At 68.6% G+C, this 23086-nt stretch carries 18 protein-coding genes; 9 read left to right on the plus strand and 9 right to left on the minus strand.

All coding sequences use genetic code 11. The features are described 5' to 3' along the window. Positions 1–6: 6 nt before the first annotated feature. Positions 7–900, minus strand: coding sequence for a LysR substrate-binding domain-containing protein (locus WKR98_RS12845; protein WP_124688450.1), 894 nt, complete (start codon positions 898–900; stop codon positions 7–9). A 110-nt stretch (positions 901–1010) separates the two neighbouring features. Between WKR98_RS12845 and WKR98_RS12850 the strand changes: the two genes are divergently transcribed. The 4 genes from WKR98_RS12850 (at position 1011) to WKR98_RS12865 (ending at position 6154) form a co-directional block, all read left to right on the plus strand. Continuing rightward, positions 1011–1994 (plus strand): Bug family tripartite tricarboxylate transporter substrate binding protein, encoded by a 984-nt coding sequence (locus WKR98_RS12850; protein ID WP_124688451.1) that lies wholly within the window; start codon positions 1011–1013, stop codon positions 1992–1994. Positions 1995–2016: 22 nt separating this feature from the next. Beyond that, positions 2017–3708 carry an FAD-dependent monooxygenase gene (locus WKR98_RS12855; protein WP_341433450.1) on the plus strand — a complete coding sequence of 564 codons (1692 nt, stop codon included), beginning with the start codon at positions 2017–2019 and terminating at the stop codon, positions 3706–3708. A gap of 81 nt (positions 3709–3789) precedes the next feature. After that, the gene (locus WKR98_RS12860) at positions 3790–4785 is read left to right on the plus strand and encodes a Bug family tripartite tricarboxylate transporter substrate binding protein (RefSeq protein WP_341433452.1); all 996 of its coding nucleotides are present in this window, start codon (positions 3790–3792) and stop codon (positions 4783–4785) included. 25 nt (positions 4786–4810) lie between these two features. After that, positions 4811–6154: an MmgE/PrpD family protein gene (locus WKR98_RS12865; RefSeq protein WP_341433454.1), complete on the plus strand. Its 1344-nt coding sequence runs from the start codon at positions 4811–4813 to the stop codon at positions 6152–6154. Here WKR98_RS12865 and WKR98_RS12870 read toward each other — a convergent pair. Beyond that, on the minus strand, positions 6123–7034 hold the full coding sequence (locus tag WKR98_RS12870; RefSeq protein ID WP_341433455.1) for a LysR substrate-binding domain-containing protein: 912 nt from the start codon (positions 7032–7034) through the stop codon (positions 6123–6125). The genes WKR98_RS12865 and WKR98_RS12870 overlap by 32 nt on opposite strands. A gap of 88 nt (positions 7035–7122) precedes the next feature. Between WKR98_RS12870 and WKR98_RS12875 the strand changes: the two genes are divergently transcribed. Then, positions 7123–8010 carry an alpha/beta fold hydrolase gene (locus WKR98_RS12875; RefSeq protein ID WP_341433456.1) on the plus strand — a complete coding sequence of 296 codons (888 nt, stop codon included), beginning with the start codon at positions 7123–7125 and terminating at the stop codon, positions 8008–8010. 15 nt (positions 8011–8025) lie between these two features. On the opposite strand, the gene WKR98_RS12880 is transcribed toward WKR98_RS12875, so the two are convergent. Then, positions 8026–8808: an IclR family transcriptional regulator gene (locus tag WKR98_RS12880; protein WP_341433458.1), complete on the minus strand. Its 783-nt coding sequence runs from the start codon at positions 8806–8808 to the stop codon at positions 8026–8028. Positions 8809–8981: 173 nt separating this feature from the next. Here WKR98_RS12880 and WKR98_RS12885 point away from each other — a divergent pair, with 173 nt between their 5' ends. From WKR98_RS12885 to WKR98_RS12895, 3 genes are read left to right on the plus strand one after another with little or no spacing between them, the layout of a single operon-like run. Beyond that, positions 8982–9965: a tripartite tricarboxylate transporter substrate binding protein gene (locus WKR98_RS12885; protein ID WP_370282864.1), complete on the plus strand. Its 984-nt coding sequence runs from the start codon at positions 8982–8984 to the stop codon at positions 9963–9965. Positions 9966–10002: 37 nt separating this feature from the next. Further along, on the plus strand, positions 10003–10806 hold the full coding sequence (locus WKR98_RS12890) for an enoyl-CoA hydratase/isomerase family protein (protein ID WP_341433459.1): 804 nt from the start codon (positions 10003–10005) through the stop codon (positions 10804–10806). After that, positions 10806–12887 carry an acetate--CoA ligase family protein gene (locus tag WKR98_RS12895; protein WP_341433461.1) on the plus strand — a complete coding sequence of 694 codons (2082 nt, stop codon included), beginning with the start codon at positions 10806–10808 and terminating at the stop codon, positions 12885–12887. The genes WKR98_RS12890 and WKR98_RS12895 overlap by 1 nt, the downstream gene beginning before the upstream one ends. 43 nt (positions 12888–12930) lie before the next feature. Here the strand turns inward: WKR98_RS12895 and WKR98_RS12900 are convergent, their stop codons facing one another. The 5 genes from WKR98_RS12900 to WKR98_RS12920 form a co-directional block, all read right to left on the minus strand. Further along, a complete protein-coding gene (locus WKR98_RS12900; RefSeq protein ID WP_341433463.1) occupies positions 12931–13872 on the minus strand; it encodes a VOC family protein in 942 nt (313 codons plus the stop codon). A 34-nt stretch (positions 13873–13906) separates the two neighbouring features. Continuing rightward, entirely contained in the window at positions 13907–14743 is an 837-nt protein-coding gene (locus WKR98_RS12905) for a fumarylacetoacetate hydrolase family protein (protein ID WP_124688456.1), read from the minus strand. 208 nt (positions 14744–14951) lie between these two features. Next, positions 14952–15284 (minus strand): helix-turn-helix domain-containing protein, encoded by a 333-nt coding sequence (locus WKR98_RS12910; protein WP_124688457.1) that lies wholly within the window; start codon positions 15282–15284, stop codon positions 14952–14954. Positions 15285–15612: 328 nt separating this feature from the next. Continuing rightward, positions 15613–16635 carry an amidohydrolase family protein gene (locus WKR98_RS12915; RefSeq protein WP_341433466.1) on the minus strand — a complete coding sequence of 341 codons (1023 nt, stop codon included), beginning with the start codon at positions 16633–16635 and terminating at the stop codon, positions 15613–15615. A gap of 189 nt (positions 16636–16824) precedes the next feature. Next, on the minus strand, positions 16825–21162 hold the full coding sequence (locus WKR98_RS12920; RefSeq protein WP_341433467.1) for a DEAD/DEAH box helicase: 4338 nt from the start codon (positions 21160–21162) through the stop codon (positions 16825–16827). Positions 21163–21366: 204 nt separating this feature from the next. On the opposite strand from WKR98_RS12920, the gene WKR98_RS12925 reads away from it, so the two are divergent. Next, positions 21367–22356: a tripartite tricarboxylate transporter substrate binding protein gene (locus tag WKR98_RS12925; protein ID WP_341433469.1), complete on the plus strand. Its 990-nt coding sequence runs from the start codon at positions 21367–21369 to the stop codon at positions 22354–22356. A 4-nt stretch (positions 22357–22360) separates the two neighbouring features. Here WKR98_RS12925 and WKR98_RS12930 read toward each other — a convergent pair whose 3' ends face one another. After that, a complete protein-coding gene (locus WKR98_RS12930) occupies positions 22361–23005 on the minus strand; it encodes a TetR/AcrR family transcriptional regulator (protein ID WP_238160325.1) in 645 nt (214 codons plus the stop codon). Positions 23006–23086 lie beyond the last annotated feature (81 nt).

The raw sequence follows: 23086 nt of genomic DNA on the forward strand, positions 1-23086 counted from the left end.
CCGCGGTTACATCGCGACCGCGGCGCGTTCGAACAAGGTGGACAGATAGGCAGCCGCCGGCGTCAGGGGCACGCCGGCGCGCGAGATCTGCACGATGTCGGGGCCCTCGATGTGCTCGCGTATGGAGATGGCCTCGATCACCCCTTCGAACAGGCTGGCCTGCAGCCACTGACGCGGCAGCATGGCCAGCGCGTCGGTCGAGCTGAGCAGCGCGGCCACGCCCACCATGGATTCGGCCTGGGTCTTGGGTACGGGCGGGGGCAGGCCCTGGCTGGCGAAGGCATCCTCGAATTCCGCTTCCACCCGTTCGCGCACGCCCGTCAGGATCCAGTCCTGGTCGACCAGTTCCGCCAGGCTGGTGGCATGGCGCCGGGGGTGGTCCTTGCGGCCCACGACCACCCGGTCGTTGTGGAACAGCAGGTCGACCTTGTAGCCGTCGCCGATGGGGCGCGCGGGCCGGGGGCCGATGAAGAAATCCAGGGTACCGTCCTGCAGGCGGCCTTCCAGCATGGAGAAGAAGCCTTCCATCATGCGCAGCCGCATGCCGGGATATTTCTTGCGAAAGCCTTGGTGCGCCTGGGCCGCCATGACCAGCCAGACCGCGCTGGACAGGCCCACGGTGACGGTGCCCGACGGGGTGCCCAGCAACTGCGCCACTTCCTCGCGTCCGCGCTGGAGTTCGGCCATGGCGGCGTGCGCGCGGCCATAGAAGGCCTGGCCGATGGGCGTCAGCACCACGCCGCGCGCGTGCCGCTCAAGCAGGGGCGTGCCCAGTTCGCCTTCCAGTTCGCGCAGGCTGCGGGTCAGGGCGGGCTGGGCCAGGCCCAGGGCCCGCGCGGCACCGCGCACGCTGTGCGCGTCGGCGATGGCGACGAAATCTCGCAGGTGATGCAGTTTCATGTCGATAACGTCCAGGTATCGATGGGAGGATTTTGCCATCTTTCTGTAAGCAGTGACCTTACCTAGACTCGTCTCCCACAACAAGTACCCACCCACCACGGAGACCAACGATGACCCTACCCCGATTCGCGGCGGCCCTGTTCTGCGTCATGGCCTTACAGCCGATGGCCGCCGGCGCGGCGCAGCCGGATGCCTTTCCCTCGCGGCCGGTGCGGATGCTGAGCCCGTTTCCGGCGGGGAGCGGACCCGATGCCGTGGCCCGCATGGTGGGCGAGCAATTGTCCAAGGACTGGGGCCAGCCCGTCGTGGTGGAGCCCCGGCCCGGCGGCAACGGCTTCATCTCGATGGAAGCGGTGCGCCGCGCGGCCGCCACCGGCTACGACCTGGGCGTCGTCGACGTCGGCCACATGGCCATCAATCCCAGCCTGTTCCGCAAGCTGCCCTACGATCCGGTCAAGGACTACGTCCCGGTCGGCGGGTTGTACCGGACCTCGTTCTTCGTGGTGGTTTCCGGCGGCAGCCCGATCAAGTCGGTGCGCGAACTGATCGCCGCGGCGCAGGCTTCGCCGGGCAAGGTGACGTACGGGTCGTGGGCGGTCGGCAGCCCCGGCCACCTGGGCGCCGCGCAGGTGGAGGCGGCCACGGGCACGCAGATGCTGCACGTGCCGTTCAAGGACACCGCGCAACTGTACGCGGCCGTGGCCAACGGCGAAGTGACCTGGGCGCTGGGGTCGTACGCCACCGCAGGCGGATTGATCCAGGCCGGCAAGCTGCGCGTGCTGGCGGTGGCCGACGGCGCGCGGTCGTCGGCGCTGCCCGACGTGCCCACGCTGGAAGAGGCGGGCGGCCCCCGGGGCGTGGATGCGTCCACCTGGGTGGCCCTGGTGGCGCCGGCAGGCACGCCGGCCGAGCGGGTGGACGCGGTCTCGCGCGCGGTGCGCGCGGCGCTGGACGTGCCCGAGGTCAAGACCAAGATGGCCACGTTCGGATTCGTGCCCGCCGCCGTTCCCGGCGCGACGGTGTCCGAGTGGATGCGCAAGGACACGCCCCGCTATGCCGAGATGGTACGGCGCACGGGGGCGACGACGGACTGAAGGACGCTTCATCGTGAATACCATGCAGACAGAAGTCGCCATCGTCGGCGGCGGTCCGGCCGGCCTGATGCTGGCGATCGAACTCGGGTGCAGGGACATTCCCTGCGTCCTGCTGGAGGAAGATGCCGATCCGCCGGCCTTTCCCAAGGCCAACGCGACCTCGGCCCGGACCATGGAGCACTATCGCCGGCGCGGCTTTTCCGACGAAATCCGCGCTCTGGGCCTGCCGCCGGACTACCCCCAGGACGTGGTCTATTGCACGCAGCTGGCGGAGTATGAACTGGCGCGCTTCAGGATTCCGAGCCGGGGCGACGCGGCGCGGCGCAGCGAGGCCGGCGGTCATGCCTCGGGCAATGCCGGCGACTACGGCAGCGATGCATGGCCCACGCCCGAACTGCCGCACCGCGTGCAGCAGATGCTGATCGAGCCCGTGCTGCGCAGGCGCGCTGCTACCTATCCGAGCGTGCGGTTGTGCCTGGGCCAGCGCGCGGTTGCCGTCGAACAGGACGACCAGGGCGTTACCGCCGTGGTCGAGCCCGAAGGCGGCGGCCAGGCGTGGCGGCTGGAAGCGCGCTATCTGGTCGGGTGCGACGGTCCCCGCAGCCTGGTGCGCAAGTCGCTGGGCGTGGCCTATTCCGGGCAGGGTAGCGAGCAGCGCGATTTCTTCGGCGGCCAGATGCTGTCCATCTACTTCCGGTCCAGGCGGCTTTACGACGCGATCGGCAAGCAGCCCGCCTGGCAGTACTGGGCCGTGAACGCGCGCCAGCGCGGCCTGCTGATCGCCGTCGACGGTATCGAGACCTTCCTGCTGGCCGTCCAGCTGGCGCCGGGACAGGAGCCCGCCGACATCGACGCGATCGCCACCGCGCATGCCGTGGTGGGCCGGGAGTTCGACTTCGAACTGATCGACCGCCTGCCATGGGTGGCCGGCTATACGCTGGTGGCGGACAGGATGGGCGTGGGCCGCGTGTTTCTGGCGGGCGATGCCGCCCACCTTTTCACGCCCGCCGGAGGGATGGGCTACAACACCTCGATCGACGACGTGGTGAACCTGGGCTGGAAGCTGGCCGCGGTGATTCGCGGCGAGGCGCCGCCCGCGCTGCTGGACAGCTACGAGCGCGAGCGCCGGCCCATGGCGCTGCGCAACACGGCCTTCGCGCGCCGCATGGCGGACAGCATCGGCAATCTGCGGGCAGGCGTGGACATCGAGGCGGCCGGCGAAGCCGGCGTCCAGGCTCGCGCCGAACTCGGCCGCCGCGTGGCCGCGCACGTGGCCAGCGAATTCAATATTCCCGGCCTGCAACTGGGCGTGCGCTACCTGGACAGCCCCATCGTCGCCGCCGAACCCGGCCCCGCGCCGCAGGACGATCCGAATCGCTACGTGCCCCTGGCCCTGCCGGGGTCGCGCGCGCCGCATGCCGTCGTGCGCGGCAAGGTGTTGTTCGACCTGTTCGGGCGCGACTTCACGCTGCTTGCCTTCGGCGTGCTGCCGGCCGCCGAGCGCGAGGCGTGGCGCGAGGCGGCGAACGAGTACGGCATGGGGCTGGAAGTGCTGGAGATCGACGATGCCGCCGCGCGGGCCCTTTATGGCGCCGAGCGTGTGTTGATCCGGCCCGATCACCACATCGCCTGGCGGGGCCGGGCGGGGGACGATGCGAGATCGCCCTTGGCCCGGGCGACCGGCAGGGGAGCGGGGCAGGCCGGTTTCCTATAACTGTTCGTCGAATACGGTATTAGACGGTCGTTGCCGTGCTCATTAGAGTGTCCGCCAGCAGAAGACACTGACGGAGACGCAATGATGACGATGAGACACCGCAATCTGCGCCGGATGGCACTCGGCGCGGCGCTGGGCCTGGCGGCCGCACTGGCCGGCCAGGCCTGCATGGCGCAGGCCTATCCTTCCAAGCCCATCAAGATGGTGATCCCCTACACCCCGGGCGGATCGATCGACACCGTGGGGCGGCTGGTGGCCGAGCAACTGCAGAAGCAACTGGGCCAGCCCATCGTGATCGAGAATCACGCGGGCGCCTCGGGCCTGATCGGCTCGGCGGCGGTCCAGCGTTCCAAGGCGGACGGCTATACGCTGCTGTTCAATGCTTCCAGCCAGGTCTACATGCCGCTGGTGGTGTCCAAGCCTACCTATGACGCGGAGAAGGACTTCACGCCGGTGGCGCAGATCGGCTATGTCCCGCTGGTCGTGGCGGTGAACAACGACGTGCCCGCCAAGACGCTGGGCGAGCTTGCGCAACTGGCGAAGACATCGCCGGGAAAATACACCTGGGCAACCTCGGGCCTGGGCACGACCAGCCATCTCAGCGAGGAAATGATCAATCGCGCGCTGAAACTGGACATGGAGATCGTTGCCTACAAGGGCGCGGTCCCGCAATTGACCGACGTGGTGGGCGGGCACGTCTCGGCGGCGATATCGCCCATGCCGGGTGTTCATCCCTTCGTCGCCGGCGGTCGCCTGCGCGCCATTGCGGTGACGAGCAAGAAGCGCGTGGCCCAGATGCCCGATGTGCCGACGGTGGCCGAAAGCGGCGTTCCCGATTTCGAAGTGCTGTCCTGGTACGGGATCTGGGGACCGGCCGGCATGCCCGCGGACGTGGTCGCAACGCTGAACCGCGAAGTTGCGCGGGCGGTCGGGACGGCCGGGTTGAAGGCGCGCTTCAACGATCTGTCCTTCGTCCCCACGCAATCCTCGCCCGAGGAGTTTCGCGCCATGATTCGCCAGGACATCGTGTCCATCGGCAAAGCGGTGAAAGAAGCCAATATCAAGATTTCCTTCTGACCGGCACGTCTTGCAAGATACCGTCATGATTACTCGAACCGTTGCATCGTGGGTGGCCGGCCTGGGGCCCTCGAGGGTGCCCGAGGACGTCTGCGCGACCTTGCGGCTGCTGGGGCTGGATACATTCGGCGCGGCCCTGGCCGGCGTGGACCTGGCCTGGACGCGTGCGATCCGGGAGTGGGCCGCTGCCGGTGGCGCAGTCGGGGGTGGGGCGACTGTATGGGGAACGCGCGCACGCCTGCGCGCCGCCGATGCCGCGCTGGCCAATGGCGCCGCGGCTCACGCCTATGAGCTCGACGATTTCCACAACGCCAAGCTGCACCTGGGTGCCGTCATGCTGCCCACCGTGTTCGCACTGGGGGAAGCGCGAGGGGCCAGCATGCAGCGGATGGAAGTCGCGCTGGCCGCCGGCTACGAGGTTGCCATCCGGTCCTCGCTGGCGCTGGTCCCGGCGCATGCCCGCCTTCGTGGATGGCACCTGACTGCGGTGTGCGGCCCCCTGGGCGCGGCCGCGGCGGCGTCCGTGATCCTGGGCCTGGACGCCGAGCGCACGGCCTGGGCGCTGGGGCTGGCCGGCACGCAGTCGGGCGGGCTGTATGCCTTCTCGGTCGACGGAAGCGATAGCAAGCGGTTTCATCCGGGGCGGGCGGCCCATGCGGGCATCATGTCCGCCGAGATGGCCGAGCTTGGCCTGACGGGCCCCGCTTCGTTGTATGAAGCCGAGGACGGCGGGTGGCTGCGCGCATTCAGCGACCGTCCGGATCCGGCCCGGTTGACGCAGGCGCTGGGAGATCACTGGCACGCGCGGGAGACCAACTTCAAGCCCTATGGCTGCTGTGGCAGCGTCCATCCCCATGTCGACGCCGCGCTGGCGCTGCGGTCGCGATGGCGGCAGGGAGGCCGCGTCCGCGCAGGCATGGCGTCGGTCGTGGATGTGCAATGCGGATACCGCTACGTTCCCGGCACCGCCTTGAACGCGCAGATGAGCGCCCGCTACGCGCTGGCCGTCGCGCTGCTGGATGGCGCGGTGTTGCCGGACCAGTTCTCGTCCGGGCGCCTGAACGATCCCCTGGTCGTCGACCTGGCGAACCGCATCGAAATCGTCAGAGACCCGGCGCTGGATGCGCGCTATCCCCGAGAGTTCTGCGGCTGGGTCGAGGTGGACACCCGGACGGGACCGGTGCGCGTTGACGTGGACAATCCGTCCGGCGGGGCGGACAACCCCGGCAGGGCCGATGGCATAAGAAGCAAGTTCGATGCGCTGATGCATCCGCGCCTGGGACCGGAGCGGGCGGCGCTCATCACGCGGGGTTTCATCGGGTTTGGCGAAACGCCGATTAACGAGATGCTGGCCGCGGCTGCGGACTGACGCCATCATGTTCGAGTATCTCGGCGACGATCCGGCGAACCAGCGTCGACGCCGTCCGCTCCAGCCAGACCGCGTTGATGGTGACCTGCCTGGACGTGTCGTCCACGTGCACGAACCGCACGCCGGGGAAGTGGGTGCGGGCGAACGAGGCGGGGACCAGGGCGATGCCCAGCCCCATTCCGACCATCTGCAGCATGGTGAAAGGATGCCGCGCGGTGTGGGCGATCTGCGGATTGAACCCGGCCGCCAGGCATGCCGTGACCAGCGAATCCGCCAGGCTGGGCGCGTGGGCGGGGGAGAACGCAATGAGCGGACGTCCGACCAGATCGGCCATCGTGAGCGTGGCGGGCTCCGCCAGAGCGTCGTCCTTGCGCACGACGGCGGCATAGGGTTCGGAGAACAGCGGCGTGCTGCACATTCCCCGCACCAGGGGAGCCGCATGGACGAAGCCGATGTCCAGCCGCTCTTCCGCGATCATGCGTATCTGCTCCTTGGATTCCATGTCGGAGACCAGGATCTCGACCTGGGGAAAGCGGGTGCGTATCCGCTCGATGACGTCGGGCATGACGTTGAAGGCGGCGGAGGTCGCCATGCCGAGCCTCAGCACGCCGGTGTCTCCCCTGGCTGTACGCAAGGTGGTGTTGACCGCGACGTTCAAGTGTTCCAGAACCTTGCGGGCCTCCAGCAGGAAGACCCGGCCCGCGTCGGTGAGTTTGACCTCGCGCCGATTCCTGAACAGCAACTCGATGCCCAGCTCTTCTTCCAGCGCCTTGATGTGCTGGGACAGCGGAGGCTGGGAGATGTGCAGTTTCTCGGCGGCGCGAGTGAAGTTCAATTCTTCGGCCACCGTGACGAAGTAGCGGATCTGTCGTATGTCCATGCGGGGCCTCCTTCGGCCGATCGAGGCAGGTGTGGATATGGCGTCAGAGGCTGCCGATCGTCCGGCTTACTTTTCTTCGTAGAGCGACATGATCACACAAGAGCAGACCCGTATTGAAGAAATCCCTCCGCCGTCCACCGGACCGGCTCGGTGCGAGACCACCCGCCACGTCGTGGCGCGGGACAGGGATATCGCGATAGAAGTACTCGCGCGAGGGCAGGGGCCGCTCGTCGTGCTGTTGCCTTCGCTGGGGCGCGGGGCCGAGGACATGGCCGAGCTGGCCGGGCCGCTGTCGGAGCGTGGCTTGCGTACCCTGTGCCCAGAGCCGAGAGGGAGCGGCGGTAGCACCGGTCCCCTGGAAGGCAAGACCTTGCACGAGTGGGCCGGCGACATCGCCGCGGTGATCGAGCACGAGTCCGCGGGCCCCGCCATCCTGATCGGGCACGCCCATGGCAACTGGATCGCCCGAACCGTGGCCAGCGATTTCCCCCATCTGGTCAAGGGCTTGGTCCTGCTTGCCGGCTCCGCCGGCAAGGTGCCTCGGGGATCCGATGCCGCGCCGATTCCGGCGGACGTTCGGGCATCGATCGAAGGCAGCGCCGATCCGCAACTGTCCGACGAGCAGCGGCTGGAACATCTGCGAAAAGTCTTCTTCGCGCCAGGCAACGACCCCACGCCGTGGCTGACCGGCTTCAACCGGCACCTGATGGCCATGCAGACGCTCGCCCAGCGGCGCACGCCCGTGGACGAGTTCTTCGCGGGCGGCAATGCGCCCATACTGAATGTTCAGGCCGAATTCGACGTGGTGGCACCGCCGATCTATGCAAACGTGCTGCGGGACGAATTGGGCGAGCGGGTAACCAACTTCACCATTCGAGGTGCCGGCCATGCGCTTCTGCCCGAGCAACCCCAGGCGGTACTACAGGCGATTCTGGGGTATCTGAATGAACGCTTCGGCCTGGCGCTTCGAAGCTGATCGCCACCGAGCGCATCAGAGGGCGAACGCATCGCCTTCGATGGCTTCGCGTATCTCCGCGACCAGGGCCAGCAGCGGATCGGCCAGAATGCGGGCGGTACTGGCCAGGGGGTCGCTGGTCGACGTGCTGAGATTGAGCACGTAGATGTCGTGGCCGATCCGCAGCGGGGTTGCCACGGCCACCACCTCGGGCTGCCACGCCGCGGCGCAATAGCCACGGGTGCGCACACTGTTTCCTGCTTCGCCGATTTCCCGCGCCAGGGCCGGCCAGTTCCGGCCGCGCCGCTGCTTGAACGTTTCCAGCAGGGGCTTGAGCTCCGCTTCGGTCAGTGTCGCCAGGTAGGCGCGTCCCAGCGAGGTCAGTTCCATCGGCACGCGCTGTCCCGAGACGACGTGCCGCAAGGCCGCGCGGCGCGCGTAGCGTATCGATTCCAAATAGACCATTTCGTCGCGGTCCGGCGCCGCCAGTCCCACGTTGATCCGCTTCGCTTCGGCCAGGGCCCGCATCCGGGGCGCGGCCAGTTGCAGCACGCGCGATCCGGTGCGCATCGCATGCGCCAGGCTGAGCACGGCGGGGGCGAGCCGGTAGGCCCGGCTGTTGCCGTCGAACTGCAGCAGGCCGCTACGGACCAGTGTCTGCGTGAGCCGGCTGACGGTGGATTTCGACAAGCCGCTGCGTTCGGCCAGCTCCGTGTTCCCCAATGTGGCCGATCCGGGCCGGAATGCCCGCAGGATCTCGACGCCCCGTTCCAGGGAGCGGTTGGTGGGCGATCGTCCTGGTTTGCGAGGGCCTTCCACGTGCAGCCTCCGTTTTCGCGTTTGGCGTGGAGGGGAATTTTGTTCCACTGCTTGGAATTCGGCAACTGCGTTGCAAAAGGATCGCGCCTAATCTTTCGCCTGGCAGGCCCGCCTGCCTACAAGAACGAGCGAACCCCCCCGGTGCGAACGCCGGTGTCCTACAGGAGACGACGATGTCCGATTCAACCCGAAGCATGGCGGCGCGCCGCCATGTGCTGGGAATGCTGGCCGGCATGCTGCTGGCCGCCAATGCCGCATGGGCGGCCTACCCCGAACGCCCCCTCCGCCTGATCGTTCCCTTTTCGCCGGGAGGCGGAACGGATCTGATCGCACGGACGCTGGGCGCGGAAATGGGCAAGGACCTGGGCAAGCCCATCGTCGTGGAGAACAAGCCTGGCGCTGGCACGATGATAGGCACCGATGCCGTGGCCAAGAGCCCGCCCGACGGCTACACCATCCTGATCGCCTCGTTCGCCCATGCGGTCAATCCCAGTCTCCAGCCCAGGCTGCCGTACTCGCACGAAACGGCGTTCGCACCAGTCATCCTGATCGGCGCGGGTCCGAACGTGCTGGTGGTCCGGGCCGAGAGCCCCTACAAGACGATGGCGGATCTGCTCGCGGCCGCCAAGGCCAACCCGGGCAAGCTGACCTACGCGTCGCAGGGCATCGGGACCTCCGCCCACCTGGCCGGCGAGATGTTCAGCAACCTGGCCAAGGTGGAACTGACCCACGTGCCCTACAAGGGGGCGGGTCCGGCGATCACGGATGTGCTGGGCGGGCAGGTGGACATGATGTTCGGCACGGCGGCCGCCACCTCGGGCTATGTGGAGAGCGGACGGTTCCGCGCCCTGGGCGTGACCAGCGCCAAGCCTTCTCCGTCCTTCGAGGGCGTGGCGCCGATCGGGGACACGGTGCCCGGCTACGTGGTCGAAAGCTGGTACGGGCTGTACGTGCCGGCGGGAACGCCGCCCGAGATCGTCGATCGCCTGAACAAGGCGGCCAGGATCGCGGCAAGAAGCGCCGAGTTCCGGGAGAAGGTCGAGAAGGAAGGCCTGGGCATCCGCGCGGGCGATCCGGCTGAACTCGAGGCCTATGTGGCCGCAGAAGAAAAGCGCTGGCGCAAGGTCGTCCGGGAAAACCATCTCAAGCCCAACTGAGCAGCCGCGTGCTGCATGCAAGGATGCGGGAATCACCATGACTTATTCATTGATATCGCTGCGGGTCGAGGACTCGATCGCGACACTGACGCTGAACCGGCCCGAGAAGCGCAATGCCATCAGCGACGACATGCGCGCCGAACTGATCGATGCGCTGGAGCGCGTCGCCGCCGACCGCGGCATTCGCGCGCTGGTGCTGACCGGCGCCGGCAAGGGGTTCTGCGCGGGCGGCGACATCGCCGGCATGGAGCGGCGCATGAACGCCCCCGCGGGCGAGATCGCCTTCAACGGCTGGCACCGCCAGCAGCGCGTGCACCACGCCCAGGCCTTGCTGCACACCATGCCCAAGCCGACCATCGCCGCCGTCAACGGCGCGGCGTCCGGGCTGGGGGCCGATACCGCGCTGGCCTGCGACTTCATCGTCGCCAGTGAATGGGCCAGCTTCTCGTGGTCCTACATCCATCGCGGCATCGTGCCCGATGGCGGCGGCATGTATTTCCTGCCCCGCCGCGTGGGCCTGCCGATGGCCAAGGCGCTGATCTTCAGTGGGCGCAAGGTCGACGTGGACGAGGCTGCGAAGCTCGGCATCGTCGACAGGACGTCCTCGGCCGAGACCCTGGTGGCCGATGCACAGGCCTGGGCAACGGAACTGAGCCGAGGGTCGGCGACGGCGCTGGCGCTGAGCAAGACCATACTCAACCAGGCCTTCGAGCTGCCGGCCGCGCAGGTCTTCGCCCAGGGCAGCCAGGCCCAGGGCATCTGCTATACCAGCAGCGAACACCGCGAGGCCGTCATGGCCTTCCTGGACAAGGCGGCGGGCGCGTCGCGGGGGCAGGCGTGATGGATGCGATTTCCCGCCTGTTCAATCCGCGCAGCGTCGCGGTAGTCGGTGCGTCGGCCGACGCGGGCAAGACCGCCGGCCGTCCCGTTTCCTACCTGCTCAAGCACGGATACCGGGGCCGCATCCTGCCGGTGAACCCCAAGGTCGGCCATATCGGTGAACTGGCCTGCTACGCGGACGTGGCGGCCCTGCCCGAAGTGCCCGACGTGGGGATCGTCCTGCTGGGCGCCGAGCGGGCGCACCTGGCCGTTCGCGATCTGGCGGCTCGCGGCACCGCCGCCGCCATTGTCCTGGCCAGCGGCTACACCGAAACCGGCGGCGAGGGCGCACGCCGGCAGGCACAGTTGCTGGAGGCAGCGGGCGGCATGCGCATCCTCGGCCCGAACACCATCGGGCTGGTCAACCTGACCGATCGCATCGTGCTGTCGGCCACGGGGGCGCTGGAAATGGAGGATTTCGAGGTGGGGCCGGTCGGCGTGGTCTCGCAGAGCGGAGGCATCCTGGGGGCGCTGCTGTCGCGGGCCAATGCGCGAGGCATCGGACTGTCGAAGCTGGTGTCGACCAGCAACGAGGTCGACCTGGACCTGGCCGATTTCGTCGACCATCTTGCCGACGACGACGCGACGCGTGTGATCGCGTTGTATGTGGAAACGATCCGGAACCCGGAAACATTCCGCGCGGCCGCCCTGAAGGCCGCGCGGGCCGGCAAGCCGGTCGTGGCGTTCAAGATCGGCCGTTCCGAGGCGGGCGCGCGGGCCGCCGTTTCGCATACGGGCGCGATGGCGGGGGCCGACCGGATGTACGACGCCTTCTTCAGGCAGGTGGGCGTGATACGGGCCCGGACCTTCGACGAACTGCTGGACATCCCCTCGGCGCTGGCCACGGGGCGGCGGCTGGCCGGCAGGCGGGTGGCCATCCTGACGTCGACGGGTGGCGCGGGCACGCTCGTGTCCGACGAACTGGGCATGGCGGGCTTCTATGCGCCCGCGCCCGACGGCCCGACGGCCGAGGCCCTGCGGGCATTGCAGACGGGCGACCACGCGGTCCTGGACCGCAACCCCATCGACGTCACGCTGGCGGGCTTGAAGCCTGATCTCATGAAGGGCGCGATCCGGGTCTTGCAGGCCAGTCCCAGCTACGATGCACTGGTCGTCATCGCCGGATCGTCCAGCCTGGCCATGCCGGAACTGGTGGCGGGCGTGATCCAGGACTGCCTGCCGGACTCGCCCAAGCCCGTTATCGCCTATGTAAGCCCGCACGCGCCCGACGTGGTACGCGCGCTGACCCGGCATGGCGTGCCCGCGTTCGCCGCGGCGGAAGGCTGTGCCGCGGCGTTTCGCGGCATGCTGGAGGCCGGCGCGCGGGACGATGGGCCCGGCGGCGCCGGCCGGACGCCCGGCGCGATCGATGGCCTGCCGTCCGGATCGCTGGACGAACACGAGGCCAAGCGTCTGTTCGCGCGGTTCGGCGTGCCGTGCGTCCGGGAAGCAGTCGTCGCCGGTCCCGCTGAAGCGGGGCAGGCGGCGCGCGAGCTGGGCGGCCGCGTGGTGCTCAAGATGCTTTCCGCCGCCATCACGCACAAGAGCGACGTCGGCGGCGTCGCGGTCGATCTGGCGCCGGAGGCAGTGGAGGCGTGCCTCGAATCCATGGCGCGGGAAGTCGAGTCTCGCGCCGGGGTCCGGCCCGAGCGCTATCTGGTCCAGGAAATGGTGGGGCCGGGCGTGGAGCTTATCCTGGGCATGCGCCGGGATGCGCTGGGATCCGCCATTCTCCTGGGCATGGGAGGCATCGCCGCCGAGCTTTACAACGACACGAGCCTGCGCATGCTGAGCCCGGGCCGGGGCCTGGCCCGGCAGGAGGCCGCCGCCATGGTGCGGGAGCTGAAAAGCTGGCCGCTGCTGGATGGATACCGGGGCCGGCCGCGGGCCGACGTCGAGGGCCTGGTGGACGCGATCGTGGCGTTCTCGGAGATGGCCGCGCAACTGGGAGACCGGCTGGTCGAGGCCGAGATCAATCCCGTGTTCGTACTGCCGCGCGGGCAGGGCGTGCGCGCCGCCGACGGGGTCGCCGTCCTGGCTTGACGGCGGTTGCGTGCCGATCGCATCGATCGGCGCGCATGCCGCATCAGGCCTCGGTGTTGTGAATGAAATCCGGCGGCACGTCCGGCCCCCACTGATACAGGCTGTCCTCGGGCGGGAAATCCCCCGAGGGCCATTCATTGCCGGCCGAGATGTAGTCGATGTCGGCCGAGAACTCGCAGTACGAGCCCCACGGGTCGCGCACGTAGTGGAAGAAATTCGAGCCCAGCACGTGCCGGCCCGTTCCCCATCCGCGCGTGTAGCCCGCGGCGGCCATTTGCGCCGCTCCTTGGCCGACCTGGTCGATGCTGGCCACGTCCCAGGCCGCGTGATGCCAGCCGCGCGCCGAGCTGCGGGCGAACGCAACCAGATGGTGGTCGCAGCCGTGCGGGGCGTGGGTGAAGGCGATGCCTTCGCCGGACCGGTCGGACAGCCTCAGGCCCAGCGTTGCTTCATAGAAGGCCAGCGCGCGCGAGACGTCGGGCGTGAACAGCAGCACGTGGGACAGGCGGCGCGGGCGGACCTGCGCGACCTGGCTGCGGAAGCGGGCGCCGCGCGCGTCGGCTTGCACGTGGATGTTGTCGAGCGGGCTCTTGGCATCCGGCGTGATCTTGGGGCCAGTCTTGACCTGGATCAGGTTGCCGTCCATGTCGTGGAACCAGATCCCTTCGGCGGTGGTGCGCGGCGCATCGGTGGCCATCGCGACGCCGGCCTGTTCCAGCCGGGCGCGGATGGCGGCCAGGTCGTCGGCATAGCAATTGAAGCTGAGGTAGGCCAGCGCCTTGCGCGGGCCCGCGTGGATGCGCGCCGAGACGTGCCCGTCCCGCGCCCGCAGCGCCAGGCCATCGCCTTCGGCTTCGACCGCGAGGCCGAAGGCTTCGTGGAAATGGCGGGCCACGGCCAGGTCCGGTACCGTCAGCGCGTAATGGTCGATGGAGTGCACCGCGGCTTGCCGGGCACCGGCGCCGTGCTGGGTTTGTGTGGTCATGAGTCTCCTCCGTCGTGCGGCCGTGGCCGCGCGTTCAGGCTTCGTCGGCGATGGGGTTGCGCAGCGTGGCGAAGCCGGTCACCGATATCTCGCAGACATCGCCGGCGCGCATCAGCAACTTGGGCGTGCGGGCCCAGCCTATGCCGGCGGGCGTGCCGGTGACGATGACGTCGCTGGGTTCCAGCGTGATGGCTTCGCTGATGACGCTGATCAGCGTGGGGATGTCGAAGATCATGTCGTCGGTGCTGGCCGACTGGACCACCTCGCCGTTCAATCGGGTTTCCAGGCGCAGGCCGCGCGCCGCGGGCGGCACTTCGCTGGCGGTGACCAGTTCCGGGCCGAAGGCGCCGGTGGCGTCGAAGTTCTTGCCCACCGTCCACTGCGGAGACAGGAACTGGTATTCGCGCACCGAGCCGTCGTTGAACAAGGCATAGCCGGCGATGCAGTCGAGCGCGTCTTCCTTGCGGATGTGCCGGCCGCCGCGCTTGAGCACCACCGCCAGTTCACCCTCGAAGTCCAGGGAATCGGACACGCGGGGGCGGACGATGGGCTGGCCATGGCCGACCAGGCTGGTGTCGTAGCGCGGGAAGATGGTGGGGTAGGCCGGCTGCTCGTACTTGCTTTCCTTGGTGTGGTCGGCGTAGTTGAGCCCGATGCAGAAGATCTTGGCGGGATGCTCGACCACGGGCAGGTAGGAAACGTCGGCCTCGTCAACCAGCTTGCCGCCACCGCGGGTGCCGGCATGGGTTTCGAGGTCGGTGCCGGCGGCCAGCAGGGATTCGATCGATTCCTGGCCCAGGATCCGGATCTTGTCGCCTTCGGGGGTGCCGAGGTAGGAGGTGCCGTCGTGGAGGAAGCGGACGTAGCGCATCGGGGAATCCTGTCTCTGTTGTGGGGCGCGCGGGAAGAATGAGCACGCCCTTGTGCCCGATGCAAGCGTAAAGCGGGGGAGCGATGGGGAAAAGATGGCGGGTTTGCCCCACCGATACCTGTCAGGTATAGGGGGAGCTACGGCAAGACAGAGGCCGAGGCTGTTCGATTTCCAAAGAATTTCACAAACCAAAGACAGGTGCTTGCTATCACCCGATGGCCAAGCGTACGGGTTTACCGACACGGCTAAGCATTTCCACCAGCGTATCGATGGTGAATTTGGTGGTCTTCTTGTTTACCACGTCAGACACACGGGGCCGCGAGACCATCAGGATTCTTGCGGCATCGGCCTGTTTCAGGTGATGTTGGGCGATCCAGTCGGCCAGCTCCGACATGAGTTGCTCCTTGATCCGCTGCGTGTCGTTGATCTGCTGGCGCGAAATCTCCTGCAACCGCGCGGCTTCGTCAGCCGGGAAGCCCAGTTCCTGGAACAGGTTTGCGCCCGGCTTCGTGACATGACGGATTTCGGTGTCGATCTTCATGGCTTGGCCTTTCTCGCGTTGATCACGGCACGGTAGCGCGTCGTGGCAATGTCCTTGGAATTGACTAAGTCGTCGTAAGCGGATCCGATCCAGCGAATCTCCTTTTCGTGCGTCATGCACTGCCTATGTATAAAATTTTATACCAATGCGTGAGGAGAAAGGGAAGGGGCTCTGCCACACCCCGAGCGCGGATCAAGCATCGATGCAGGGAGGGGCGAAATACAGCACGATGCCGCTGCCGTGCTGGAGTCATTGCGAAACAAAAACGGGGCCTGCCGGCGTGTCGATGACGCCGGCAGGCCCCGTCAGGCAAGGGGGAAACCGCGGCTTACAGTCCCCGTGCCTTCAATTGCGCATCCAGGCGCGGATAGACGCGTCGCGCGTTCAGCTCGAACACCTTGCGCTTGTCCTCGGCCGGGATGGCCAGCGCGTCGATGTAGCGCTTGGTGTCGTCGAAATAGTGTCCGGTCTGGGGATCGATGCCGCGCACCGCGCCCACCATTTCCGAGCCGAACAGGATGTTGTCGACGTCGATGACCTCGAACATCAGGTCGATGCCGGGCTGGTGGTAGACGCAGGTGTCGAAGTAGACGTTCTTCATCACGTGCTCGGCCAGCGGCGGGCGCTTGAGCATGTCGGCCAGCCCGCGGTAGCGGCCCCAGTGGTAGGGCACGGCGCCGCCGCCATGGGGAATGATGAAGCGCAGTGTCGGGAAGTCGCGGAACAGGTCGCCTTCGATGAACTGCATGAAGGCGATGGTGTCGGCGGCCAGGTAGTAGGCGCCGGTGGCGTGCATCGCGCAGTTGCACGAGCCCGAGACGTGGATCATGGCCGGCACGTCCAGCTCGACCATCTTCTCGAAGAAGGGATACCACGAGCGGTCGGTCAGCGGCGGGGCGCTGAAGCTGCCGCCCGAGGGATCGGGGTTGAGGTTGCAGCCGACGAAGCCCAGCTCGGTGACGCAGCGCTCGAGCTCGGCGATGGAGCTGGCGATGGACACGCCGGGCGACTGCGGCAGCTGGCAGACGCCGATGAAGGTCTCGGGGTACAGGTCGACGACGCGCTTGATCAGGTCGTTCGAGCGGCGGGCCCAGACCTGGCTGACGTTCTCGTTGCCGACGTGGGGCTCCATGGCGGAGGCGCGGGGCGAGAAGATGGTCATGTCGGCGCCGCGTTCACGCAGGAGGCGCAGCTGGTTCTGCTCGATGGTCTCGCGGATCTGGTCGTCGGAGATATCGGGATAGGCCGGGTCGATGTCGCCGCCGGCCTTGAAGTTGGCCTTCTGCTGGTCGCGCCATTGATTGTGGGCGGCAGGCGAGGTCGTGTAGTGACCGTGGCAATCGATGATCATGCTGCGCAATTCCTGTGTGACGAAGGATGGCGTCGGCCAGGGCCGCGGGGCCATCGATGGGGGAGAATCCGGACGGCTCGGGAGCCGCCTACGCAACGCGCAATTGTAGCCGCTTGCCCTGGCGCGATACCCGCTGTTTTCCGCATTTCTGCTTTTCGTGTTTGCGCGGGAAGGGGCAGGCGGCGGGCGTCAGCGCCGCGCCACCAGCGCCGTGCGCAGCCGCTCGCGTTCGTCGGGCGCGGCCTCGATCAGGTAGCGGATGTCGCCCGCGACGGCGGCGGCCACGGGCAGTCCGTCTCGGTACAGAATGCGATTGCCGGCCAGCGCGGGAATCTTTTCGCCGGGTAGCAGCACGCCCGCCAGGTTCAGCGGATCGGCGGCGCAGACGCAGGCCAGTTCGCCGCCCGGCTCGCGCCGACGGATGCCGCGCAGCAGCGGGATGGCCTCGGGCAGCGCGAACTGTTCGCCGGCCAGGCCGGCCACGAAGCGGCCGCCCCGCACGTCCCCGCGGGCCTCCAGGCGATGGAGCACGGGCAGCAGTTCGCGCCAGGGCGGCAGCCACCGCGCTTCCCGTTCCAGCAGGCGCCAGAACACGACGCCGTAGCGGCGCAAGAGGACCTGGGCGATGTGTTCCAGGACCTGCGGGTCCGTGCGAGGATGCTTGCCCGGTCGGACGGGGTCGGTGGCGGCGGGCCGGCGCAGCAATGCCCAGCGCCCGGCCTGGTCCATCTGGTTCAGGGCCGTACCGTGGCGCGAACGCCGCCGCTGGTGGGCGGTGCGCTGGGACGCGGGGACCAGCAGCGCGCGCAGGCCGGCGTAGCTGTCGGCGTTCGCGGCTCCCGCCGCGACCAGTTCGCCCAGCGCCGTTTCCAGTTCATTGGGCAGCAGGCGGGTATCGCCCAGCAGTTCGTCGAAGAACATCGCGCCATGGCTGGCCAGCGCGTCGCGCACCCGCTGCGCGCGCGGCGACAGCTCGGCCTGGTGGTCCGGCGGCACCAGTGCCTGCCAGGGACCAAGGTGGCGCCGGTGCAGCAGGACCATGGGTGTGGCGCGCACCGGGCCGGCCGCGGACTTGCCCTGGCCCGCCAGGCGCATCCAGACCGCCTTGCCGGCCTGGCTCAGCTCGTCCAGCCAACCGGGGGAATAGGCTTCCAGCCGCGCCGGCAGGAGGTCCGATTCCCAGGCGCCTGCGGCAGCCTCGTAGCCTTCCAGCTGGTCAATGACTTGCGGCAGCGAACCGGGTCCGTGCAGCCGGGCATCCGGCGCGACGTGCTGCCATTCCAGCAGGAAGCGCATGAAGTCCTGCCGTTCGACCGGTTCGATCTCGCGCCGCAGGCGCTTGATGGTGTAGCGGTGGATGCGGGCCAGCAGGTGCCGTTCGCACCATTCTTCCTGCCGCGCCTGCGGATGGAAGCGGCCGCGCATGACATAGCCTTCGGCTTCCAGCCGGGCAAGGGCCACGGCCACGTCGGTCTCGGGCAGCAGGAGGTCCGCGGCGATGCGCGGGAGGGCGAGCGGGCCGAAGCCGGTCAGCCGCGCGCGTACGACCTCGACCAACGCGGCCTCGGCCTCCCACGGCTCGTCGCAGCCGGCGGGCAGGGCGATGTCCGGTTCGGCGCGGGCGCCGGGGTAAAGCGCGCGCACGCAGGCCAGGCGCTCGACCGGCACCCACAGGGCGGCGTCCGGTTGCACGCACAGCCGCGTCGCCCGGCCTTCCCGGGCCAGCGTGTCCAGCCAGCCGCGCCAGCCGTCGTTGGCCGCCGCCTCGGCCTCGGTCACGCAGGCCAGGCTGGCCAGGGCTTCCTGCATTTCGTCGGTGCCGCGCACGTCGGGCCAGGCCTCGGCGGCCACCGCGTCGATGGCGCCGGCGTCCAGGGCGCCCATGTCGTCCGCCGATTCCGGATCGGTCCAGCGGCGCGCCATCACGGCCTGGGTGCGGCGTTCCTCCAGCGGCGCGTCGTCCAGGAAGGCGTAGGGCCGCGCGCTCAGGATCTCCATGGCCAGCGGCGACGGGGTAGGCAGGTCGCGCGCCACCAGTTCGACCTCCTGTTTCTCGATCCGGCGCAGCAGCGCGAGCCAGCCTTCGGCGTCCATCGCCTCGTGCAGGCAGTCGCCGATGGTCTGCGCGACCAGCGGGTGGTCGGGGATCTCGCGTTCCCCGACCACGTTCTCGAGGCAGGCGGCCTGGTCGGGAAAGACCGCGGCCAGCAGGTCGTCGCTTTTCATGCGCTGCAACTGCGGCGCGACCTTGCGGCCGCCGACGTAGCGCGGCAGCGCCAGCGCGGTGGTGGCGTTCCAGCGCCAGCGCACGTTGAACAGCGGTGCGTCCAGCAGCGCCTGCACCAGCAGGTGCTCGGCGGTGTTGGAACGCAGGTAGCGCCAGACTTCGTCCAGCGGGAAGCTGTGGCTGGTGGACAGCGACAGCACGATGGCGTCCTCGGTGGCCGCGGCCTGCAGTTCGAAGTTGAAGCTGCGGCAGAAGCGCTTGCGCAGGGCCAGGCCCCACGCGCGGTTGAGCCGGCTGCCGAAGGGGGAATGCACGACCAGTTGCATGCCGCCCGATTCGTCGAAGAAGCGTTCCATGACCAGGGTGCCGTGGGTGGGCAGCCGGCCCAGCGCCGCCTTCGCGCGCGCCAGGTACTCGACGATCTGGCGCGCCGCCGACGCGTTCAGGCCGATCTCGTCCATCAGTGCCTGGATCGCGCCCTCGACGTCGGGTGCCGCTTGCCCCGGGCGCGCCAGCAGTTGTTCGACCCGGGCGCGCAGGCGCGAGACGCCGGCCGACAGTTCGTCGCTGCGGCCGGGCGCCTCGCCCAGCCAGAACGGAATGCTGGGGGCGGCGCCGTGCGCGTCCTCGACACGGACGCGGCCGGCTTCCACGCGCAGGATGCGGTAGGACGTATTGCCCAGCTGGAAGACGTCGCCGGCCAGGCTTTCGACCGCGAAGTCTTCGTTGACCGTGCCGACCATCAGCCCCTGGGGCTCCAGCAGCACCGTGTAGTCGGCGTTGTCGGGAATGGTGCCGCCCGAGGTGATCGCGGTCAGCTTGCTGCCGCGCCGTCCGCGCAGGGCGCCCGCCACCAGGTCGCGGTGCAGATAGGCCGCGCGCACGCCCTGGCGGCCGGTATAGCCCTCGGCCAGCATGCGCAGCACGGCGTCGAACGCCGGGCGTTCCAGGTCCGCATAGGGCGCCGCGCGCCGTACCAGCGCATACAGCGCTTCCTCGCTCCACTCCTGGCTGGCGACTTCGGCCACCAGTTGCTGGGCCAGCACGTCCAGCGGCGCGACCGGTACGTGCAGGGCGTCCAGTTCGTCGCGTCGCACGCAGTCCAGCAGCGCCGCGCATTCGATCAGCTCGTCGCGCGAGGTGGGGAACAGCCGGCCCTTGGGGATCCCCCCCACGTGGTGGCCCGAGCGGCCCACCCGTTGCAGGAAGGCGGAGATCGTGCGCGGCGAGCCGACCTGGCAGACCAGGTCCACGTCGCCGATGTCTATGCCGAGTTCGAGCGAGGCGGTGGCGATCAGCACCCGCAGGTCTCCGCGCTTGAGCCGCTGCTCGGCATCGAGCCGGTGTTCCTTGGCCAGGCTGCCGTGGTGGGCGGCCACCGCTTCCTCGCCCAGGCGTTCGGCCAAGTGGCGGGCGGCCCGCTCGGCCATGCGGCGGGTGTTGACGAAGACCAGTGTGGTGCGGTGCTGCGACACCAGCTCGGCCATGCGGTCGTACACCCGGTCCCAGACGTCGGTGGCCATGACGGCTTCCAGCGGCACGGGAGGCAGCTCCAGGTCCAGGTCGCGGCGCCGAGAGTGGCCGATGTCGACGATCTCGCAGGCGTCCGCGTGCGCCGGGCCGGCCAGGAAGCGCGCCACGGCCGACAGCGGCTTCTGCGTGGCCGAGAGCCCGATGCGGACGGGCCGGCCGCCGCACAGCGCATCCAGCCGCTCCAGCGTGAGGGCCAGGTGGCTGCCCCGCTTGTTGCCCGCCAGGGCATGGATTTCGTCCACGATCACGCTGCGCACGTCGGCCAGCATGCGGCGCCCGCTATCCGAGCCCAGCAGCACATACAGCGACTCGGGCGTGGTCACCAGGATGTGGGGCGGCTGCTTGCGCATCGCCTGCCTGGCCTGGGCCTCGGTGTCGCCGGTGCGCACGGCGGTGCGGATACCGGGGTCGGGCAGGTCCAGGCGTTCCAGTTCTGCGGCGATGCCTTCGAGCGGCGCCTGCAGATTGATGCGGATGTCGTTGGACAGGGCCTTCAGCGGCGAGACGTAGACCACCATGGTGGCGTCCGGCAGCACGCCGCCGGCGTCCACGCCCATCCGTATCAGATCGTCGATGGCGGCCAGGAAGGCCGTCAGCGTCTTGCCCGAACCGGTGGGGGCGGCCACGAGCGTCGAGCGGCCGGCACGGATGTGCGGCCAGGCGCGGCGCTGGGCCTCGGTTGCCGAGCCGAACGCCTGGCCGAACCAGGCGGCCACGGCCGGATGGAAGCTGTGCAGCGCGTCGACGGGATGGCGGGCGATGGTCATGCCCGACTATATGGGGGCGGCGCCGCGCATCGCAACCATGGGCCATGGCGTGACGCATGGGCATCTTTCGCATCCAGGGTTCTCTAGAAAACCCTAACTGTTCATAAAAACATACTGTATGTGTGTTAGAGTGCGCGCAGGAGTCGTGAGCCGGCATGAACCGGCCGCGGCGGGCGACCCAGAACATCGTCAGGAGACACAAGCATGAAAGGCGTCCTTTTCCCCTCGCGGCTCGCGCTCGCCTTGACGCTGGCGCTGGCGGCCGTGACGGCTCACGGGCAGGCGGGCAAGGCGGAGGGCGACTATCCCTCCCGGCTCGTCAGGATCGTCGTCCCGTATACGCCGGGCACGAGTCCCGACACCCTGTCCCGCCTGCTGTCCGAGAAGCTGGCGGCGCGGCTGGGCCAGAACGTGGTGGTCGAGAACAAGCCCGGGGCGGCCGCGGCCATCGGCACGGCCTATGTGGCCAAGGCCGCGCCCGACGGCTACACGATCATGATGTCCCTGAATACGCACGTCATCACGCCCGCTTCGCGCAAGACGCCCTACGATCCGGTGAAGGATTTCGCGCCCATCGGGCAGATCGCGTCCGGCCAGATGCTGGTGCTGACGAACCCGTCGACACCGGCCAAGACCTTTCCGGAGTTCGTCGCCTACCTGAAGAAGGCGGGCGACAACGCCAGCTACAGCTCGCCCGGCCCGGGCTCGACCACCCATTTGTATTCCCTGGTCCTGCAAGACATGCTGGGAACGAAGATGCGCCACATCCCGGCCAACGGCATGGGCGTGGCGGCCATGGACGTCATGCAGAACAGTTCGACCATGCTGATCAGCACGGTCGAGGCGTCGCGCGCCAACGTGGCGTCGGGCAAGCTCAAGCCCATGGCGCAGACCGGCAAGGTGCGTTCGCAGCTGGTGCCCGACGTGCCCACCGTGGCCGAGTCGGGATACCCCGACTACGACCTGTCGATCTGGGTGGGCATGTACGCGCCGGCGGGTACGCCCAAGGCCATCGTGCAGCGCCTGCACGACGAGGTCGGCGCCATCATGGGGGCGCCGCAGATGCGCAAGGAACTGCTCGAAAAGGGATACGACGTCGTGCTGACTTCGCCCGAGGAATTTGCCGAGCTGAACCGCAAGGAGTTCGCGCGCTGGAAGGAGGTGGTCGCGCGCCACGGACTGCAGGGGGAATAGGGTCCTAGCGCGCCTTGCGCGCGGACCGGCGCGGGGGGCGTGCGGCGACGATGGCGTCCAGCCCCGCCAGCGCGTAGGTCTTCAGGTGCGCGGCCAGGTCCGCGGCCGGCTGCTGGAACAGCGCCTGGATGGGGCTGTTCATGTCGCGGTGGATGATCAGCAGCACCATGCACGGCGCCATGACGCTCAGCACGCAGCGGGTCAGCGCCGGGTCCCCGGCGGGGATGCCGGTGATCTCGGCGATGATGGCGCTGATGAGCCCGAACTTCGGCAGGGCCTCGGCCTCGATGATGCCGTTCAGGTGGGGCGAGGGCGCCAGCACCTCGCGCGCCCACAGGCGGATGTGCCAGCTGTCGGCGTTGAGCAGGCTGGCGGTCAGGCCATCCAGGAATACTTCCAGCTTGTGCCGCGGGGGCTGGGCGCTGTGCGCCAGGCGCGCCAGATAGTCCAGGCTGACCAGATGCCTGTGGACTTCCTTCAATAACGCCAGGTAGAGGCCGTCGCGGCTGCCGAAGTGGTAGTTGACCGCGGCCATGTTGCATTGCGCCCGTTCGCAGATGGCCTTGCTGGTGGTATCCGCGTAGCCTCGCTCGGCGAACAGTTGTCCGGCTGTCTCCAGGATGCGGGCGCGGGTGGCCTCGCCATCCATGCGCGGAGAGCGGACAGGGATAGACGGTCGGGACGTGACGGCCATGCGGGAAGGCGCCGGGGACGCGGAAGTGGGCACGTA

This window comes from Pigmentiphaga sp. YJ18 (assembly GCF_038066655.1).
GTDB lineage: Bacteria > Pseudomonadota > Gammaproteobacteria > Burkholderiales > Burkholderiaceae_B > Pigmentiphaga.

Coding starts and splice junctions, on each gene's coding strand:
- WKR98_RS12845 (WP_124688450.1), bottom strand. CDS start 900: ATGAAACTGCATCACCTGCGAGATTTCGTCGCCATCGCCGACGCGCAC.
- WKR98_RS12850 (WP_124688451.1), top strand. CDS start 1,011: ATGACCCTACCCCGATTCGCGGCGGCCCTGTTCTGCGTCATGGCCTTA.
- WKR98_RS12855 (WP_341433450.1), top strand. CDS start 2,017: ATGCAGACAGAAGTCGCCATCGTCGGCGGCGGTCCGGCCGGCCTGATG.
- WKR98_RS12860 (WP_341433452.1), top strand. CDS start 3,790: ATGATGACGATGAGACACCGCAATCTGCGCCGGATGGCACTCGGCGCG.
- WKR98_RS12865 (WP_341433454.1), top strand. CDS start 4,811: ATGATTACTCGAACCGTTGCATCGTGGGTGGCCGGCCTGGGGCCCTCG.
- WKR98_RS12870 (WP_341433455.1), bottom strand. CDS start 7,034: ATGGACATACGACAGATCCGCTACTTCGTCACGGTGGCCGAAGAATTG.
- WKR98_RS12875 (WP_341433456.1), top strand. CDS start 7,123: ATGATCACACAAGAGCAGACCCGTATTGAAGAAATCCCTCCGCCGTCC.
- WKR98_RS12885 (WP_370282864.1), top strand. CDS start 8,982: ATGTCCGATTCAACCCGAAGCATGGCGGCGCGCCGCCATGTGCTGGGA.
- WKR98_RS12890 (WP_341433459.1), top strand. CDS start 10,003: ATGACTTATTCATTGATATCGCTGCGGGTCGAGGACTCGATCGCGACA.
- WKR98_RS12895 (WP_341433461.1), top strand. CDS start 10,806: ATGGATGCGATTTCCCGCCTGTTCAATCCGCGCAGCGTCGCGGTAGTC.
- WKR98_RS12900 (WP_341433463.1), bottom strand. CDS start 13,872: ATGACCACACAAACCCAGCACGGCGCCGGTGCCCGGCAAGCCGCGGTG.
- WKR98_RS12905 (WP_124688456.1), bottom strand. CDS start 14,743: ATGCGCTACGTCCGCTTCCTCCACGACGGCACCTCCTACCTCGGCACC.
- WKR98_RS12910 (WP_124688457.1), bottom strand. CDS start 15,284: ATGAAGATCGACACCGAAATCCGTCATGTCACGAAGCCGGGCGCAAAC.
- WKR98_RS12915 (WP_341433466.1), bottom strand. CDS start 16,635: ATGATCATCGATTGCCACGGTCACTACACGACCTCGCCTGCCGCCCAC.
- WKR98_RS12920 (WP_341433467.1), bottom strand. CDS start 21,162: ATGACCATCGCCCGCCATCCCGTCGACGCGCTGCACAGCTTCCATCCG.
- WKR98_RS12925 (WP_341433469.1), top strand. CDS start 21,367: ATGAAAGGCGTCCTTTTCCCCTCGCGGCTCGCGCTCGCCTTGACGCTG.
- WKR98_RS12930 (WP_238160325.1), bottom strand. CDS start 23,005: ATGGATGGCGAGGCCACCCGCGCCCGCATCCTGGAGACAGCCGGACAA.